Genomic DNA, 19,080 nt, shown 5'->3' with positions numbered 1-19,080 from the left:
GCTCCCCAGCGCCGGGCCGAGCGGTAGCCGGCGAGGACGCGCTCCCGCACTCCGGCGGGCAACTCGGCCTCGAGCCCCGACGACCGAGCGAGGCGCCGCCGCAAATCCGGTTCCCGCCGCAAGCGGGCCTCCAGCTGCCGCTGCTCCTCCGCCGACAACCGCCCCTGCCGATAGGCGTCCAGCAGACGGTCCGCCGCGGGATCCTCCCCCGGCTCTCGGGAGCGGCCGGTCTCCGCGTCGCTCAGCGCCAGCCGGCGCAGGAGGGGATCGAGGTCGTCGTCGAAGGAAGAATTTGATCGATCGCTCATAAAAGCCTCTCCTCCACTAGGAGTCCATGCCCGGGATTTTTCTCGGCGCCGGCTCCGAGGCCGGCTCTGGGGACGCCGGAGATTGGTCAAGGCCGGAGGGAAACTCCGGAGCGTGGAGCAGGAGCAACGCCCCCCAAGCTGCCGCGGGATACTTCTTCCGCAGCTCTGCCAAGGCCTGGCCATGAGCCTTGGGAGCCTCGATCCCCGCGGCGACGGCGGCGTAGAAGGCACGGTTGTAGACCTCCGCCGAGCGGTCGGGCAGCGGTGCCCGGGTGGCCACGGTCCAGGGCGTTCCCAGGCGGGCCATCAAGCCCCCCAGACCATAGCGGCCGCTGTCGGCGGTGGGATGCCAGGCGGCGGTGCGGCAGCCGCTGAGATTGGCGAAGCGCCCCGGGGCCGGCAGTGCCGCCAGCTCGACGAAGCGCAGGGGGCCATCCGCCAGGGCCAGGCTCGAGAGCTCGGGAAAGGCTGGCTCATAGCGGGCGTGGGTGTCCAGGTGCAGCCAGCCGGCCTCGCCGAGGTGCTGTTCCAGGGCTCGCCGGGAGGCAGCTCCCCGCTCCAGGATGGTGGCCCCGGGAAAGCGCGCACCGTAGGCTTCAGCGCTGCGGCGGGCGTGGGGCAAATCCCCCAGCGGATCCACCACGAAGAGCCCCGGTCTCGCCGCCGACGCCGCTGCCGGGCTCCCGGCGCCGGCGCCGGCGGGCTGCAGCGCCACCACCGTCCGCTCCCCCAGCCAGGCCCCCTCCGGCAGCGGGAGAGCCGCCAACGGCAGGAGCTGCAGCCGGCCGTGGAGGGCGAAGGTCGTCACGGGTTCCAGATCAGCGAGGTTCCGAGGCAGCAGCGCCGCCGCCGCGGGAGCCAGCAACCGGCGCCAGGCCTGGTCGTCGAGATCCCGCCGGCGGAGGGCGACGGTGACCTCTTCCGTCAGCCGCGTCAGCTCTTCCCGGGCCAGCGGCGTCCGCTGATCGGCGACCACCTTCCCGAGGGCGATGCGCCGGAGGAGGATCACCTCGTCGTCGACGGCAAAGGCCCGATAGTCCGCCCCCCCTCCTGCAGGCCACCGGGGCTGGTCGCAGCCGGGCCAGGTGCGCCAGAGGGTGAGCAGGCGCTCTTGGAGAGCCCGCTGGAGCGGTGCACTCTCCGCTTCCCGGGCCAGCGAGGCTGGCAGCTCGAGACGGGTGAGCTGGCCCAGGAGCTCCTCGATCTCTCCGTCGATCCTGCGCCATTCTGCCGCCCACCGGAGACTCTCCCCGGTGGCCCCGGAGGCCGCCGCGAGGACCGACTGACGGCAGCGCCGCCGCTCTCCCTCGTGGGCCGAGCGCCGATCCAGGTGATCCAGCAGCCTCCAGGCCCGCTCCGCCGCACCGAGATCCACGGCCACCTGGGCAGCCCGCAGCACGTCCTCCGCCTGCCGCCCCAGCCCCGAAACCACCGACAGCCCCAGGCTCTCCCCGGCGGTGCCTTCATGGAGGGCGAGGGTCTTGGCGTAGGCGAGATCCGCCGCAGCGAAGCGCTCCTGGCGGCGGTAGGCGTCGGCAATGCAGCTCCAAGCCCACGCCGCTGCCGGGGCCGAGCTCTCGTCGAGCATCCGGCGGCACTCCTCCAGGGCTCGGTCGGAGTCCCCCCGGGCCAACGCCGCCTGCCCCTCGAGCCAGCGAATCCAAGGCTGGCTGGCCTCCGCCGCCGGCCCCGCCTGGGAAGCCCCAAGCCGCCGGGCTTCCGTCAAGGTAGGAGCCGGATCCTCGCCCAATTCCAGCTGGAGGGCCGCCTCCACCAGCAGGGCAGCCACCCCCGTCCCCTGGGGCAGGCCGGATCGATACTCCACGAGGCCCTGACGCGCCGCCTCCAGGTCGTCCCGGGTCCGGAACGGGTCGTTGAGGACCAGCCGTGCCACCTGCAATCGCCCCGCCGCCAGCAGCGCCGGGTCGCACGGCACCACCCGACATTCGTCGAGGCGCCCTCGCAAATGCTCCACCGCCTCGTGGCCGGCGCCGGCATCGGAGAGCAGCGCCGCCCGCTGCATGGCGACGGTGAAACGGGTGGGGTCGGCGACGCGCAGATAGAGGGCATCGGCCTCTTCGAACGCCTGCCAGGCCTCCCGGCGGCGACCGTCGAGGAGAGCGATCTGCCCCCGCAGATAGGCCACCTGGGCAGCGCGACGGCTGAGGGCGGGGTGGTGCAGCCACCGCGGCAAGGTGTCGAGACGCTCGGAAGCCTCGGTCCGCTCTCCGGCGAGGGATAGGAAGTGCACCGCGATGAGCTCGATGCGCACCGCCAGCTCGGGCAGGAGCGCCTCCTCCGCGACGGCGGTGAGACGGTCGAGGTCCGCCGTCAGCTCCGCCACCGGCCGGGCTCCGGCGGTGCCCAAGAGCTCGTTCAACCGCTCCTGGATCCCCTGCCGCTGGGGCCGGTCCTCCAGCCGCAAGGCCTGGCAGGGTAAGGACCGGACTTCTCCGGAGGAGCCGTCCTCCAGCCAGCCACAGAGCTCCAGAGCGCCGGTGCCGGCGGCGCTCCGGGGCAGCTCGACCTCGAAACACACGGTGGTGGCGACCCGGGCCGACGGTGGCACCGCCGGACCGAGGGTTCTGCCGTCCAATGCGAAGCTCCCGCGCCAGGCGGTGGTGTCCACCGTCGCCGGCACCTGCAGGCACAGCCCCAGCTCCACCCCGGGATCCAGGAAGAGAGGCACGGCTTCGGTGCCGCCGTCGGCGCCGGGCTCCAGGACGACCTCCTGGTGCCCCCGCACCACGGCGGGATAGGGAACCTCGGGCTCGCTACCTCCGCAGCCGGCGATCAGTGCCGGCAGGAGCACCACCGCACCCCCCAGCAGTGCCATCGCCAGGGCGCTCCTGGCCAAGTCTCTGGGCCTTCCACCGCTCATGGCTTGCTCAACCCCAAGCGCTCAGCGCACCGCCGCAGGGCGCTGTCGAGGACCTGGCGCAGACGATAGATCTCTTCGATGGCCCGGCCCGTGGCGGTGGCGATCTCCCGCGGCTTGAGGCCGTCGACATAGCGCAGCTGGTAGTAGAGATAGCCCTCCTCGCTCTCCCCCTCCAGGCAGCGGTCGAGCTTGGCCAGGGCGTCCCGGGCGGCGGCCTCGTCCTCCGCCCCTTGGCGCGGTGAGGTCTGCCGCACCTCCGGCATGGGAACCACCCTCCTCGACCACGCCGACCGGCGGCGGTTGGAGGCGAGGCCGCAGGCGAGATCCCATAGCCGCTTTTCCAGGATTTCCGGCGACAGAGTCTCCGGCGAAGTCTCCTCCAGCAGCTGGGCCAGGGGGCGGGTGTCGGGACGCAGGAAGAAGACGAAGGCGTCGTGGAGCAGATCGGCGGGCTCGGCTTCGCGGAGATGGCGATAGCGCAGCTGAAGCCGATGGTAGAGGCCGGGGGCGAAGGTGTCGTAGAGCCAGGCGGCGGCGTCCCGGTCGCCCTCCAGAATCCGGCTGAGCCTGCGATGGAGAGAGATGCTCATGAAGCGGCTAATGAGAACGCTGCCTGGTAGCCGAGCCGAGAGGCGCTGATACGCCTCGGACTCGTGGCAGGTTGCATTCGGAAGACTTTCCTTCGTCGGAACCAGCACTTAGCCAAGCCCGAAAATTCAAGCTCCTACCGAGAATCTTCATCGTCTCACGGAAAAAACCGACCTGCCTACTCCGAGTGGGTGAGACAGCGGCGCGCCGGACTCGGCGCAGGGGCCGTGCCGCCAAAACATCATGCCGGCAAGGAATCTTGCCGCGAACCGAAGGAGACCCTCTCGATGTCGTATTTCCGAGCTGTAGTCCTCTGTTTCCTGCTGCTGTGCACAGCCCCGCTGGCCGCCGAGCCGGCGCCAGCGCTGGCCGGCGACAACTTGATCACCAACCCCTGGTTCCGCTCCGCCGGCGATCCTACGGACGCCGGCCTCGACGGCTGGAGCCAGCCCCAGAATATCTGGGGCACCAGTCAGAAGCTCTCGAACCCGACCCCCGACGGGGTCACCGGCACCGCTGCCCGCTTCGCCGCCGGCTCCGGCGACGGCCAGGATCACAGCGGTGAGGACGCCTATCTGAGCACCGTGGTGGTCTCGGATCCGGCTCTCCGCACCCTGCGCTTCCAGACCTGGGTGGTCTCCCTCTTCCTCGAGGAAGCCACCGTCACGGTCTACGGCGGTAGCGGCGCCCAAGGTCCCTGGACCCAAGTCTGGCAACCGTGGGCCACCACCACCAGCGGCAACGGGGTGTGGGAACAGCTGCCGCTGGTGGAAACCGAGATCGCCACCGGCTACCCCTACTACCGCATCGAGCTCCACGGCCGTTATCAGGCCGGGCGCAACCAAGGGGTCAAATACACCGGCGTCTACTTCGCCACCTCGGCCTCGGGCACCTCCCCCGAGCCTCCCAACCCGCCCAGCAACCTTCAGGCCACGGCTCTATCCACGAGCCAGATCCAGCTCACCTGGACCGACGCCTCGACCGACGAGACGGGCTTCGAGATCCAGCGCAGCGCCGACCAAGGCGCGAGCTACCAGAATCTGGTGGCTCTCGGTGCCGGTGCCGAGACCTACGTCGACGGCGGTCTGGCCGCTGCCACCGAGTACCGCTATCGGGTCCGCGCCGTCGGCTCCGGTGGCGCCAGCCCCTGGGCCGGTCCGGTCACCGCCAGCACCCTCTCCGGTGGTGGTGGTGGCGGCGGCGGCGAGACCAGCAGCTTCCCACCCGCCGCTGACGCCTACGTTTACAGCGCGCGGCCGACGAACAACTACGGCGCCGAAACCGTGCTGCGCGCCCGCACCGGCCAATATCGCAGCTTCCTCGCCTTCGAGATTGACCCCGGGACGGTGGAGAGCGCCGTTCTGCGGGTGACCTCCAACGCTCCCACTTCCGTGCCAACGGCGGTCTCTCTCACCGAGCCCGCCGCCGCCGCCTGGAACGAAACGTCCATCACCTGGAACAACCAGCCAGCCCTCGGCGCGACCCTCGGTACGCTTCCCAGCAGCGCCCCCAGCGACGTGTTGGAGTTGGATGTCACCACCGCCGCCGCCACCGCCGCTCTCGGCAGCGGCCGGTTCACCGTGGCGCTGACGGGCACCGGCAGCGGCCAGAGCTTCTTCCTCAGCCGGGAATCGACGGTGGGCCCGCCGGAGCTGGTGGTCACCTACGCCGGCGGCACTGAACCACCGCCGGTGGCGGATCTGCCGCACCTGGAGATCGGTCCGAGCCCGGCACTGCTGCTCGATGCCGGTGATGTGGTGCAGCTCACCGCCAGCTGGTACGACGCCGACGGCAACCCCACCCCCCTGCCCCCCGGAGCCCAGGTCGTGTGGACCTCGAGCAATCCGGAGCGGGTCTCCGTCGACGCCAACGGCCTTGCCACGGTGATCACCGACGACACCTTCACCCTCATCGCCGCTGCCGCCGACGGCGCAGATCTGCACGTCCCGGCGGTGGCCTCCATCGCCACCGGCGCGGTGATGATGCCGGGAATCGTCGATCTCGATGCGAGCCTGCTCCTCGATCTGGCGGTGGATCCCGCGGCGTCGGTGGACCTGGGCTACCTGACCCTGACGGTCCAGCGCACGGCACAAACGGAAGTCCTCGGCGCCGGCGACCTCGCCACCTTCGGCACGGCGGCGTCCATCGCCGTCCAGAGCGTCGAGGTCCAAACCGACAGCGTGATCCTGCGCGGCAACTCGCCGCCCTTCGAGGCGGTCTATGAGCACCTCAACATCGACCTCGACGCGTCGGCGTTGGAGCGCATCGCCGACGTCTACGCCGACGCCGGCTTCCCATCGTGGGACGGCTCCCCCGTCGACGTCACCCCCGCGGTGGGCGCTTCCGCAATCACTCCCAAGGCCCTCAGCGACTGCGACTTCAGCATCAACCCGAGCTTCAGCCCGTCGAGTCAGTTCAAGCTACAGCTCGACAACGGCGCCATCGTCGCCATGGCCATCGGGTTCGAAGGCCTGATGGGGATCGGAGTCCCTGAGGTCCGCTGGCAGACCCAGGTGGAATGTGCCTTCGAGGTACTCCCGCGGCTTTGGCTGTTCCCGATTCCGCTGCACGCCGTGGCGACGTTCCATTTCTATGCGTACATCAAGCCTGGAGTAGAGATCGGCCTCGACCTCGGCCAAAGCGATGGCGGCGTCGAGGTTGGGAGTCCCACTTTCGAGTACTCGACTCTGCTCTACGGCGGGCTCGAATGGGATGACGTCGACGGCCTTCGCTTACCCAGTGGATTCGAGGATCCGGAGCTCACCGGCTCCGGGACCACTCCTTATGTATCGGGTCCTCAAACCGCCGACATGACCCTCAGCGCCCGCTCCTATGTCGAGCTCGGGGTCAAGGCGAGCCTCTACCCGGGAGTCTTCCCCAGCGATCCCACGGGTGCCTTCGACACGGCGGTCATTCTCGATATCTTCTTCCTGGCGAACCAATTTGCCACCCAGGGTGAGATTTTCATCCCCGGCGAAGCCTTCTTGGGCCCTGCCGACCCCGAATACCTGGGACCAACCATGACCGATGCGGCGCTTTGGGACTTCTTCCCATTCAAGAGCATCGAAACCGGCACCTTCACCGAGCGAGTGCTCGAGATCTTTGGTTGGGATCTGGTGGACGGTGCCGCCTTCGAGGTCGACCCCATCACCATCACCGAGCTGTCCGTCACCGCTGCCGGACCGGAGCTCGAGGCCGTCCATGACCCGGTGTGGATCAACGGGGCCATCCCCCACCACTGGCCCAGCACCGACCTCGAGAGCCGGTGGACCCCCAGCTTGTTCCAGGATCTCTGGCGACCGATCCAGAACTTCGAGATCTGGGCCCGGCCACCCGGCGCGCCGGAATTCTCCCTACTGGGAGCGGGCAATAGCGTCAACTTCTCGCCGTTGGAGGGCCAAGAGGGGGTCTGGGAATTCCGCTCCTTCGACTCCATTCTGCCCTTCTTCCCCAGCGCCTCGGCGGTGGAGACGGTCACCGTGAAGGAGGCTCCGCCGGTGCTCGTCACCCCGGTGGACCCGGAGATCGTCGGCACCCTGGGGGACGTTTGGGTCCTCGATCTCTACGCTTACAACATCGGCGCCAGTGCCAAGACCTACACCTTGAGCAACGACACCGGTCCCTCCTGGCTGACGGTGGAGCCGGACGAGGAGATCACCATCGCCCCCGGAGTCATCATTCCCCACCTGCTGCGGGTGGATTGCACCGGGACTGAGCCGATTCCGCCGACGTGGATCGAGCTCACCCTGGACGTCGACGGCGAGCTGGAGACCTTCCCCTATCCGGTCTTTGCCGGCTGCGAGAACTTCTCCGTCGAGCCGGAAGTGGTGGTGCTCAAGGGCACGGTGGCGGATCCGCCGGTGGTGGTGGAAGGCGAGCTGACCATCCACAACCGCACCGACCAGGAGCTCCCCTGGACCTCCTCCCCCACCACCGACCTGCCCTTCAGCCTCGCCCCTGCCGGCGGCTTCGTGGCGGCGGAGAGCGATGAGCTGGTCACTGTCAGCGCCGCCTGCACCGTCGGCGGCGTCACCGAGTCCGAGATCGAGATCTCCGTTCCCGGCGATCAGCGAACCATCACCCTGCGCCTGGAGTGCGCCGACAGCGGCGGCAACTCCTGGGGCGACCCTCACCTCGTCACCCACGACGGCGTGCACTACGACTTCCAGGCCCACGGCGAGATGGTGCTCAGCCGAGCTCCCAACGCCGGCTTCGAAGTTCAGGTACGGCAGGCCGGTGGATCCGGCGGGCGGGTTTCCTACAACAAAGCCGCTGCCCTGTTGGTGGGCACCGACCGGGTCGGCTTCTACGTCAATCCTCCCGGTGGCGGTGGCCCCTTGATGGTCAACGGTGAGGCGGTGGCCCTCGCGGATGGAGAAACCTACGACCTCCCCGGCGGCGGCTCGGTGAGCCGCACCAGCTCCACCTACACCGTCCTATGGCCCAGCATCGGACCGGGCGCCAGCTCCTACGTGCGGGTCAAGAGGTCCGGTTCGTCCGTCACGTACTTCAACGTCCGGGTCCACCCCGCCGCCGCCCTCGCCGGCACCCTGGTGGGGCTCTTGGGCAACTACGACGGCCACGGCACCAACGACTTCGTCCTGCGAGACGGAACCCCGCTGCCCTCGCCGCCTTCCTTCGACCAGCTCTACGACTGCTCGGTCACCGACTGCTTCGCCTACGACGACCCGCGGGGGTGGATCATTCGGGACAGTGCAGAATCCCTCTTCGACTACGACATCGGGTTGGGGCCGCTGGATTACGCGCCGGAGAACGGCTCCATGTACCCCCTGGTGGAGACCAGCCTGGACGACTTCGACCCGGCGCTGGTGGCCTGGGCGCAGAGCCAATGCGTCGCCGCCGGCATCACCGACCCCATGCTGCTCCAGGCCTGCATCCTCGACATCGTCGTCTCCGGTGACGTCGAGATGGGGCTCGAAGCCGGCGAGGTGGGCACCGGCACCGAAACCGAGCCCAGCACCGAGGTCTGCGACGGCTTCGACAACGACCTCGATGGTCTCATCGACAACGGCGGCGTGTGCATCTGCCTCGACGGCACCGCCGGCGGTCGGGACTACCGCTTCTGCGGTGCTACGGTCCCGTGGGCCGTGGCCCGCACCGCCTGCCTCGCGCAAGGTCTGGATCTGGCCAAGATCCAGGACGCGGCGGAGAATCAGGCGGTGGCGCTGTGGATCCGCAACAACTCCTCCCAGGCCCGCTGGATCGGTCTCACCGACGAGGGTCAGGAAGGGAATTGGATCTGGACCGACGGCACGCCGGCGGGCTTTTTCAACTGGGGCTTCATGCAACCCAGCGGCGGAACCACCGAGAACTGCGTCGAGCACGCCGAGCATCCCATCGACGGGGACTCCTGGAACGACCTTCCCTGCGACGCCCTGAGAGGGTTCATCTGCGAGTGAGTCGCTGAGCGATCCTGTCTTCAAGTCCCCGGCGACGGTTCCACAGACCGTCGCCGGGGTTTTGCGTTCTGGGTGCTGAGGTTAGAATCCACTCTCCATTTACACCGAGCTGTTCGCCGTCTCCCCAGACTTGTCGCCCCAAGGAGAAGACCACCATGCCCCTGCGCCCCATCCTGCTCACCACCGCCTGGCTCTTGGTGCTCCCGACCCTCGCGACCACGGCTCAAGCCCCCGCTGCCGAGCCCCCAGCCGAGAACCCGACCCAAGGCGCACCCCCAGCCTCGCCATCCCCGACCATGGAAGCGAAAGCAGCCGCCGACCTGGTCTTCGTCGACGATCAGGCCGGCAAAGTGTGGAATATCTTCGGGCTGAAGATCGTCGGCAAAATCTTCAGCGACGAGACCGGCGGCCAATACTCGGTGATCGTCAGCAACGTGCCCCCCGGCGGCGGTCCTCCGCGGCACGTACACCAGCACGAGGACGAGCTCTTCTACGTCCTGCGGGGAGACTTCGAATTCTTCTCCGGCGACACCACCGTACGCGCCTCCAAGGGCGCCCTCCTCTCCCTCCCCCGAGGCCTGCCCCACGGCTTCCGCAACGTCGGCGAGGAGCCGGGAGTGCTGATCAACACCATCAGCCCCGGCGGCTTCGAGGCCTTCTTCGAAGCCATCGACCAGCTGCCCAAAGACCAACCCTTGGATCGGGCGCAGGTGGAGGCCATCGGGGCGGAGTATGGGTTGCGGTTCGTCAAGCCCCAGTAGCTCGGCTGGGAGGAGGCTACTCGGGAGTCTTCTCTTCCTCCGGCCCCGTGCTTTCCCCCAGGTCGGTTGTCTTCCCCGAGCCCGCCTCCTCATCCGTAGCCATCTCTGCCTCCGAGTTCACTTTGCCCTTTGGAGGCCGTCTCTTTCTCCGAGGCTGTTGTTTCCCCTGCAGCGATCGTCTACTCCGAAGCGGAGCCCACCGGCGACAAATCGAGGTCCACCAGGTCACCGATGGCAAATCGATATCAACCAGCTCGCTCAGAATGAGGCAGATCTCGCTGCCAGCCATCTGCATAGCCAGATTGAAGTGGATCTGGCGATCATTGAAGTCGTCGTAGAGGTAGTAGAGGCGCTGGATATTCTCGTAGTAGGCCCGGCGCATGGTGTAGGTCTCGGAGCTCTGCTGGAGGTAGCGCTTCGCCTCGTCGCGGATTTCCTCGAGGCGACGGCGGCGGGTCTGCGAAAGGCCGAGCAAGGAGCCGTGAGCTGCCTGGCTAGCCCGGAACCTCAAGTCCACCAAGGCCAGCGAAACTCCCATCTCCAGCGGAGTGAAGTGCAGCGGCGAAGCGTATTGAGCCTCGAGGAATTGCAGCTCTTCGACGTAGCGGAGCATGTCCTCCAACTGCGTACCCTCGAGATGGATCTTCTCGAGAGGTGTTGCTGCCTCGGCGGAGGTCTTCAGAGTCGTGGCGTCGATCAACGCTTTGAGAGCCTGCAGGCGACTCACCATTGGATATGGATGGCGTACCAGAGCCATCTTGAGAGTCTTGAGGAAGTACTCCAGATCGTCGCCGTCCTTCTGGCCCGTCCACTCACCGATCAATTCGCACAGCTGCTTCCGCTGCCCTCGCCAAGAGGGACCGAGCAGATTTTTCCCAGCCAGCGAACAGGCGGCTCCCAGGGAGCAGGCTAGGCTCAAGGCTCGCGGAGGAATGATCGAGCCCACCAGATAGGCTTGGTCGGTCTTTTCTCCCCGGGCTGCTTTGCGGCGTAAGAAACGGAAGGCTCGGCGATCCAAGCGCAACAACCGCGTGGCATCCTCGAAGGCCTCGAGAGCTACTTGGAACAGATGGGACCAATAAACCGTCTCCCGCTGATCGTTCTCACGGAAAAAGGCTTCGTATCGCCAGATCGCCTTCTCTCGTAAACCTTCTGGCTTGAGCATCTTCAGCCCGGGGTCGATCAAGAACTTGACCATCACGTACCACCAGATCATCCGGGTGACGATGGCGCAGATCTCCAGGAGCTCTCCAGCCGCCTCCTCGCGATAGCCGCCTTTCTCGAGATAGTGAGCGCTCTGACGGGTTAGCTCCAAAGAGACCAGCAGGCGCTGAGGGTCATGGTGCTCGTCGACTTCCTTGAAATCGAGCGGTAGGTTTTTAGGAGCAGGGTTGGCGTTCCACTCCCCCAGCCAACCGCTCAGCGTACCGGCCGCGATGAGCTGCGAGCCGACTCGGATCTGAATCCGCCGCTGCTCCGGGTCCCCGTCCTCAGTTCTACCTTCAAACCAATCGACCAGAGTAGCGAAGAGCTGCGTTGGCTCTCCGCCTGACTCATCGGCTGTGGTCTCTGGGGGCATTCGAGTCCACAGCAAGCCATAGAGGGAAACGCGGGCCAGTGCGGACTCTGCCAGATCGTTGAGGGACTCGCCTACGGCCCGAAAGACGAAATCCGGCCAACCCATGCGGTCGATGGTCTCCCAAAGCTCATACGTGGAGTCCTCTTGATGGCGGGCCTGCATGATGTTGAACTTCTTCTCCGAGCTCAGGCGACGATAGGTAATGTACCGCCGGAGCTCGTGGAGCCCAAGCGAATAGTGGTAATAAGACCGCATCAAATAGCCTTCGTTGCCGACGCGGGATTTCTCCGGCTGTCCTGTTGTCCGCCCCAAAGCCTCGATCATCCGATCCAGCACTGCAACGGTCATGGGCTGCTTGCCTCGGAAGAAGTAGGTATCGCCGAGCTTGTTGTGCAGCTCGGAGATGATCAAGGCGAAGTTCGACTCATGAATATCGTAGGCATCGCCTGCCACCAGCGCCTTGGAAGAGCGCACGAAAGGCAACACCTCCCGGAAGAGCCGCAACTGGGTCTCCAGGAGAGCCACGCCAGTGTCCACCCCACCTTCATATTTCTCCGCCACCCAACCTTCAGCGAAGACCGGCTGAAAGATGATGTTGAGGTTTTTCAACGTGTGCAGCCGGTCGCTCTGGGATGGAAAGGCCTCCCCATAGCCGGCATGGCGGCGAAATGCCCTTCGTCCCTCGTTGTCGAGCATGGCGACCAGCAGAGCGTTGCTCAAGCTGCGTGCGTCGCGATACTTGAGACCGGCCCGTTCAAAGTCCCGAGCGCGCTCGTAAGTCATGGCGATCTGTAGCATCAGGCGCAACCGAGAGATGCCCCAGATCATGTATTGACGGGCTCCTTCGAGCCCGGTTTGGCTCCGACTCAGGAGATCCATGTGATGGGTGGTCGTGGAGAGCAGGCCACCTTCCCCGACGATGTTCTCGTGCTGTTGGTCGAGGCACACCAAGGCCCGGCGATAGAAGAGCCGTGCGTCCTCGTATTCTTGGTCGAACTCGTGGAGCTCGCCCAGAGCCGCGTAGAGCTCCGCCAGCTCGCCATGAGCATCTGGGGAGAGGCGTCGGATGCGCAAGGCATAGAGCATCTTGAGCTCCTGCGACTCGTCGAGAGTGAAATTGAAGGCCGCCATCTCGTCCGGCGATTGGCGCGAGAGGTAGCTGATCTCCCGGGCGAAGTCGGAACGGAAGCGGAATCCATACATGGCGTTGCGGATCGGGTGGAGAACCCACCGAGACCACTTCTCCACCATGCTCTCCAGCAGCTGGCGCAAATCCGGTGCCCGGTGAATGTGCACCAACTCGTCCACCCGCTCGAGGTTGCCCCAGGAAAATGCCCGGTCGTGGAATTTGAACAGGAAGTCGGCGAGGTAGAAGGTGGAGGCGGCGAGCTTGTCGTCGCGGTTGACCAGGCTTTGCTCGAAATGCAGGCTGAGATGACGATAGACGCTCGCGATGAGCTGCATGCGGAAGCGGTCGATATCCCGCAAAGCCAGGACATGACGGCACTGGAAGCTCTGCCAGCGAACCGCATCGTCGGTGACAAAACGACTCGCCGGCCGCACGAAGGTCGCCAGCAGCTCCTTGAGACGCTTGGCATTGCCCAGACTGCGCCACGACAGGAAGAAGATAAGGTCCGTGAGCAGCTCGTTCGAACCCCAAATCTTGATCGTAGATCCACTGGTGGTCTCCAGCATCTTCAGATCGAGATGGCGCTTCAAATCGACTCCCGGCGACACCAGCGCATCGGAATCGCCGGTACTGGCCTTTGGGTGCTGGGTGAGCTGCTTGGGCTGGGCAAAGGTCTCGCTCCGGCGATCCAGGCTATTGATCACCAGCTCCGGCCGCCAAAGGGTCTTGGCGGTCTGCTCGTACAGAGCGTCCGCGCGATGCTTCTGGGCCTCCAAGTAGCGCTCCACTCGCATGTGGAGAAAGCTCTCTTCACCACGGCCGGAATCGGTCAGCAGCGACGGAAGATAGACCTCGGCGTTGAAGATATTGGTCAATAGGGGCTGACGCGCGGTCTGGTCGGCCAACCATTCGTCGTGAAGGTTGCGTCCACCGACGAAGATGAAGCGAGCGTCCGAGGCAGAAAGCATATTCTTCATGTCCGCCAGGAGCTTGTGGAGCTCCAGGGAGCGCCGGCGCTCAGCATCGATCTCCTCGCTCTTCTGGGGCGTGGCAGGCATGGCATGGGCGGAAGGATCCACCCGAGTCCCCAGCTTGTCGAGCTCGTCGAAGAAGAAGATCACCTCCGGCGTGGGCAAGCTCACCACCTGCCCCTGTGCTCCGGGCAGGCGCAACACCGAAGAATTGATATCGCGCAGGATCGTGAGAAAGGCGATCTCCGTAATGCGGGGATCGACCGGCTCTTGCTCCAACTGTTCGACCCGCTCGTTGGAGAGGAAGCCGCGCACCCAATGGATGGGCCCCCAACGGGATTGTTTGGAGGTCAGATTGCGGCGTGAAGAAAGTCCATCGAGCACCGAGTCGATGCGCGCCAGAGTGTGGCGATAGGGCGGCAAGGGCAAGCGGGTGGTGACCCACCGGAAGAGAAGATAGAAGAGCCCCAGCAGCACCAGATGATAGAGCCGAAGCTCGAATCCGGGGCGCAGCAGTGGCAGCAAGTCCGACGTCTGGCAATCCGCAACGGCAGTCTCGGGACCGATCGGCGGATACTCGTTCTCGCGGTAAGGCAGCAGCCCCAACAAGAGGTTGTCGGTGGAATAGGGCGCCTCCCTCATCCCGTTCAAGCCGACCACCAAATTGGTGTACGCCAGGTGGAAGAGCCCGGAATCCGGATCCAGATTGCATAGAGCGGCCGCTGCCCCTCCGGTGCCTTGATGACCCCTAAAGATCTCGCAGGCATCGGCGTACCCCGTGGCCGCGCCGGTGCAGAGTGCAGCCTGACGAGCTGGGGGCAGACTTTCGAAGTCCGGCACCTTGAACCAATGCCGGCCGGCCATGGCCACCACCAAGATCAAGACAAGAACCTTGATCACCCGGATGACGTTGCCGATGACCGAGTTCCAGGCGACGAACTTGCGGTTGTACCTCTCTCGCAGGTCGATGAGCATCGCCTGCACCACCCGCCGGTGATCGAGCCGCTCGAACCCTAGGTTGACCGAGCTGACCAGCAAGGGGCTCCAGGTTTTATGGAGGGTCCAGAAGAAGGTCGTTCGGGCGAGCATGCGATAGGTGTAGGCACTTCGATGATCCTCCACCCCAGCCAGGACGTCTTCATGGGGCGCCGGCACCTTCGGATCGAAGGAGCGATCCACCCGATGCCGGTGGAAGGGCCGAACGATCCACTCGTACTCACAGGAATGAAGCAGCACCAAGAAGCTGAAGACCACCAGCACCCAGCGAACCTCTTCTGCGGTGCTGGCGAAGAGGCCATCATGAACCGTCTCGGGGCCGAGGGTTTCCTCCGCTCCTCGAGACCGTTGCCCCTCCTGGGAAGGAAGATCCCCTGCCGAAGGATCGGCCACCGCCGCTGACGACGGTGCGGCGGACGGTAGGTCTCCTCCGACCCCTGATGGAGGGCTTGTCGACGACGATTGAGCCGACGGTGGCGACGAGATCGGAAGAGGATCGACACTCCGCCTGAAATTCTCCAAGAACTGCTGTTGGGAGGCGAGGAATGCCTGAGGGAAGGGCGAACGCAGGGAGCGATCAGCATCCGTGGCGAGATTCGATGCCTGCCGCCTGGAATCCAGGAAGGCCTGAGGGAAGGGTGAGCGAGGAGCTTCGTCGAGCTGCGCGCCGAGCTCCGGTGGTGGATACAGTGCCCACGCAACAGCGCTGACGTGATGTGCCTGAGATCCGAAGAGATGCTTGACCTCCCGCTGGATCCAATTGTCATCACAAAGCAGTGGATTCAGGAGCTGGATGGCAATCACCGTACACAGCAAGCCCTTACCGGTCACCACCACCAGCGGACGAGGTCGAAATACCAAGGGTCGGGCACTGGAACGCTGACGGAAATAGAGCAGGCAAGACCCCACCAAGATCAAAACAGCCCCGAGGGCCACCCCAACAAGGCCGAGAGCTCGGGGCTGCGCATGGTAGACCAAGAGAGCTCCGACAAGCCCCTGAGCCGCCCCTACCAACAAATATCCTTTGGCACCGTCGGGCAGCTGGCTGCCTTCTTTTGGATAGGCCGGGCTGAAGTAGAGATAGACAGCCCTCAAGACCGTCGCCAACGCCGCCAAGCACAACGCCAGCCCCAGATCGCCGACAAACTCCATCCGCGGACCCTGCCAAGACGAGGCGGCTGGAGGAAGAGAACCCAGGAGAAGGGTCGCCAGCTTGTCTGCCAAGCGGATCACCAGCCCAAAGCCGCCCCACAAATAGAAGATCGCCGGCACTAGCAGAAGAGAGACTTTGAGCAGCTGGAGGATGCCGCGGAGAGCCAAGTAAGCGAGGCTTCTCGAAGCATCGGCACCAGGTCTCTGCCTGGAGGTGCTGCGTTCGTAGCTCGTAGCGTAAACCCACAGCATCGCGATGCTGAAGACCACCAGAAGCCGGCTGATCCCCAGGGCCGGAGCACCAAAGGGCCCCAAGAAGAAGACCGCGAAGCCAAGAAGCACCGAAGCCACGAGAGCGAGTATCGCTGCGCGCCGGTCGCGGCGGCCCGGAGATTCCAATAGGGCTCGGAATGCCACTTCGAAGAGCTCGCGACCGTAGAGCCAAGGGTAGGCGCAAAGGATGATGATGGGAATTCCCAGTAGCCGCAGGAAGATCTTCCCCGGCACCGGTTTCAACGCACTATCCTCTGCTGCAGCGCCGGAGCTCTGGGCCGCTACGCCGATGACGTCGAGCAGGTCGGTGAGCAAGAGCGCGACAAAGACGACGGCCAGTGCTATGAGAGCCAGCAGGATGCGATCCCAGAACAGGGATCGACCGACGTTGGAACGCAGGAAGCGCTGGTAGACCTCGTCCTCATACTCCGCCAGACAGTGACGAACGAACGAGGTTTTCCCGGAGCCTCGGCGACCGGTGACCAGGAACGCCCCCCGGCGCCCGCTGTTGAACAGGAGATCGAGGAAGAAGGCACGCTGCCCCTCCCGCCCCACCATCACCTCGTGGGCCGGAGGCTCTTGCTCGTCCGCCGACTCGTAGCGGCCAAACGGAACAGCGAACCGGACTCGCGAGAACCATCCCTTCAGCTTGGGCGGCTCGGAGCTCGCGTCGGGAGAGGAAGCGCCCTCCGACTCTTGCCCGCTTGGGGACCATAGCTCACTGGGAGGCCGCCTGAGGGCCTCGAGGATCCGGCTCCAGCTCCAGCGTCCTGCTTTCGGCTCCGGCCCAGTGTCCCCAAAGGCTTCCCGCACAACTCCTCCAGACGCTCCCGGCTTCGCCGCCGGGCGCTTCTCTTCCTGCTCCATGGATTGCTCCTTTGCAGCTATTGTTGCTCAAGAAGCTGAGAACAGGGACAGATTTCTTCTGCCCCCTGGGGTGGAGCTGGCTGGATGGAGGCGAGGTTGCCGAAGAGGAGATCGGGCGCTCCAGTGGCTGGCAGTGGGTTCAGTCCGGCACCCGAGCCCACTGGCTCTGGGCGAATTCCACGCGGGTGTAGCCCTCCGGCAGGGCATAAAGACGATCCGCCGCCGGTCGCTCCTCCACCGCCACCAGACGCCGAGTTTCGAAGTGCTCTCGGCCTTGATCGTTGGTCACCCGGGTCTGGCGGTAGACCGGGAAGCCTGGAAGGCTCGCCAGCTCGGTGGCGAAGTCTCTGAAATGAAAGTAAACGGCTCCCTGAGAGCGGATCAAGGCCTGGTAGAGGGGGAGCGGAATCGAGAGCTCGTCGCTCAGCCAAAGCTCGTGGCGATACTCGGTATCCTCTCGTTCCAAAGCCCCGGTGATGAGCACCTTGCGCGCCTTCCAGGCAGCGAACTCTCGCATCTCGGAGGTTGGCTCGACGCTCCATTGGGGCACGAGCTCTGACTCCGCTCGCTCGAGCTTGGAACGCTCTTCCGCGGACAGATAGTCCTCCAGACGGGCGGGTAACTGCAGCTCGAGATAGGTCTGCTCCCCGTGATGCAGGAAGAGGAGGCGCTGGCGATCGAGCTGCAGGATCCAGCTCTGAAGATCGCCCTGATCGAAGCGCGCTCGCTGGTCCCCGAGATAGATCCGGCCGCGGTCGGTGCTCGAGCGGTCTACTTCCCCGTCGACCCGCAGCTCGACCCGGCGCTCGATCTCCAGTACGTGATCCGCCGCGGCGACCGGGCCGAGGATCACCAACCCAAGGAGGGCCAAAGCCGCTCCTATTCCGTGGCAAATCGAATCTCTTCTCAACTCCGAGCTCCACCGCATAGTTCGTTTCTCCCCTTGGTTTCGGTCTCTGGATCCAGGCTCATTCCTTCTCAGCGGCAAAGTCGAGCTCCAAGAAGGCATCCTGCCCGCGCTGCAGATGGATCTGGGCTCGCACTTCCCTCCGCCCCTCCGGCCCCTGAGCGAAGACGGTCCAGACGCCGGGGCCTAGAGCGGCGAGATGGAAGTTGCCGCTGGCGTCGACCCGAGTGACCTTGGCCGGTAGGGCCGCGGCGACGGCGGTGACTCGGACGCTGAGCAGCTCGTGCCCCGCCAAGCCCAGAATGCGGCCCCGGAGAGCGCTTCCATCATCCAGCTCGACCTCTTGGAAGGGCACCTCTGCGGTACCCGAGACCAGGACTTGCTGCGCCGCCCGGGCCGGCGCGTATCCCGACTTCTCAGCGCTCAGGTGATAGGCCCCGCTAGCTACTGCAGGGAAGCGAAAGGTCCCATCCCCACCGCTGCGTCTCGGGGCTGGAGCTTCGCCCATGCCGCGGAGTCCAGAGCCGTGAAGTCCAGAGCCGTGAAGTCCAGCGCCCTGGGGTCCGGCGCTTCGGGGCAGGAGCTCCACCTGGGCGCCGGCGACCGGAGCGCCCCAGGAATCCACCACCCGTCCGGCCACCTCGGTTCCGCCCTGTAGCCGAAAGTCGACGCGGGTCTTCGAAGCGACGACGCGCACCGAGCGGCGGGCGCGCACGTACCGCGGGTGCTCCGCCATCAACCACCGCTCACCCTCAGTCACTCCATCGAGGTGGTACCGACCTTCCTCGTCGGTGACGGCGGAAGGCGGCTCGAAACCGCTGCGGGACGAGGCCTCCCCGTTCTCCATCAAGGTCACTCGAACGCCGCTCAAGGGCTCGCCCGTCGCCGCGGTCACGCGCCCCGACAGGCGGCCTCCCCGGTCCAGCTCCACCAGCACCTCGGAAGGCACTGCTCCCGGCTTCAGGTCGAGCTCGATGCCGTCCTTGGGAAGAAAGCCCTCGCGCAGGACCCGCAGTTCCAGCGGGCCCGGCACCAGATCCTCGAGCTCGAAGCCGCCGTCGGCGTTGGTGACGGCCATCCTGGCGCCGCCGGCGCGATGGGCGATGATCCGGGCCCCGGAGACCGGCTCCCGGTCCGGACCGACCACTCTGCCCCGCACCCTGAGGCCGAGCTCGAGCTCGATGCGCAGCTGGCTCCCCCCGGCGATCTCTTCCCACGGAACAAGCACCGTCTTCGACCGGAAATCGG

Annotated in this window: 8 protein-coding genes; 2 read left to right on the top strand and 6 right to left on the bottom strand. The window is 65.8% G+C overall.

All coding sequences use genetic code 11. From position 1 onward, the window contains the following. The 3 genes from SX243_17985 to SX243_17975 form a co-directional block, all read right to left on the bottom strand. Nucleotides 1–308, bottom strand: a 308-nt coding sequence (locus SX243_17985; protein MDY7094867.1) for a hypothetical protein, incomplete at its 3' end; no start/stop codon positions are given. A gap of 16 nt (nucleotides 309–324) precedes the next feature. Beyond that, nucleotides 325–3,144 (bottom strand): CHAT domain-containing protein, encoded by a 2,820-nt coding sequence (locus SX243_17980; GenBank protein ID MDY7094866.1) that lies wholly within the window; start codon nucleotides 3,142–3,144, stop codon nucleotides 325–327. A 41-nt stretch (nucleotides 3,145–3,185) separates the two neighbouring features. After that, nucleotides 3,186–3,779: a hypothetical protein gene (locus SX243_17975; protein ID MDY7094865.1), complete on the bottom strand. Its 594-nt coding sequence runs from the start codon at nucleotides 3,777–3,779 to the stop codon at nucleotides 3,186–3,188. A gap of 285 nt (nucleotides 3,780–4,064) precedes the next feature. On the opposite strand from SX243_17975, the gene SX243_17970 reads away from it, so the two are divergent. Both SX243_17970 and SX243_17965 read left to right on the top strand, forming a co-directional pair. Continuing rightward, nucleotides 4,065–9,197 (top strand): DNRLRE domain-containing protein, encoded by a 5,133-nt coding sequence (locus tag SX243_17970; protein MDY7094864.1) that lies wholly within the window; start codon nucleotides 4,065–4,067, stop codon nucleotides 9,195–9,197. 155 nt (nucleotides 9,198–9,352) lie between these two features. After that, nucleotides 9,353–9,958 carry a cupin domain-containing protein gene (locus SX243_17965; GenBank protein ID MDY7094863.1) on the top strand — a complete coding sequence of 202 codons (606 nt, stop codon included), beginning with the start codon at nucleotides 9,353–9,355 and terminating at the stop codon, nucleotides 9,956–9,958. 16 nt (nucleotides 9,959–9,974) lie between these two features. Here the strand turns inward: SX243_17965 and SX243_17960 are convergent, their stop codons facing one another. The 3 genes from SX243_17960 to SX243_17950 all read right to left on the bottom strand — a co-directional run. Then, on the bottom strand, nucleotides 9,975–16,925 hold the full coding sequence (locus tag SX243_17960; protein ID MDY7094862.1) for an ATP-binding protein: 6,951 nt from the start codon (nucleotides 16,923–16,925) through the stop codon (nucleotides 9,975–9,977). A gap of 139 nt (nucleotides 16,926–17,064) precedes the next feature. Continuing rightward, on the bottom strand, nucleotides 17,065–17,796 hold the full coding sequence (locus tag SX243_17955; GenBank protein MDY7094861.1) for a hypothetical protein: 732 nt from the start codon (nucleotides 17,794–17,796) through the stop codon (nucleotides 17,065–17,067). A gap of 97 nt (nucleotides 17,797–17,893) precedes the next feature. Next, on the bottom strand, nucleotides 17,894–19,080 hold a 1,187-nt coding region (locus SX243_17950; GenBank protein ID MDY7094860.1), incomplete at its 5' end, for a carboxypeptidase-like regulatory domain-containing protein.

The organism is Acidobacteriota bacterium (assembly GCA_034211275.1).
Lineage (GTDB): Bacteria > Acidobacteriota > Thermoanaerobaculia > Multivoradales > JAHZIX01 > JAGQSE01.
This window is presented reverse-complemented; position numbering and strand designations above follow the sequence as displayed.

Excerpts from the sequence above, each read along its gene's own strand:
- SX243_17980 (MDY7094866.1), bottom strand. The coding sequence starts at position 3,144 with ATGGCACTGCTGGGGGGTGCGGTGGTGCTCCTGCCGGCACTGATCGCC.
- SX243_17975 (MDY7094865.1), bottom strand. The coding sequence starts at position 3,779 with ATGAGCATCTCTCTCCATCGCAGGCTCAGCCGGATTCTGGAGGGCGAC.
- SX243_17970 (MDY7094864.1), top strand. The coding sequence starts at position 4,065 with ATGTCGTATTTCCGAGCTGTAGTCCTCTGTTTCCTGCTGCTGTGCACA.
- SX243_17965 (MDY7094863.1), top strand. The coding sequence starts at position 9,353 with ATGCCCCTGCGCCCCATCCTGCTCACCACCGCCTGGCTCTTGGTGCTC.
- SX243_17960 (MDY7094862.1), bottom strand. The coding sequence starts at position 16,925 with ATGGAGCAGGAAGAGAAGCGCCCGGCGGCGAAGCCGGGAGCGTCTGGA.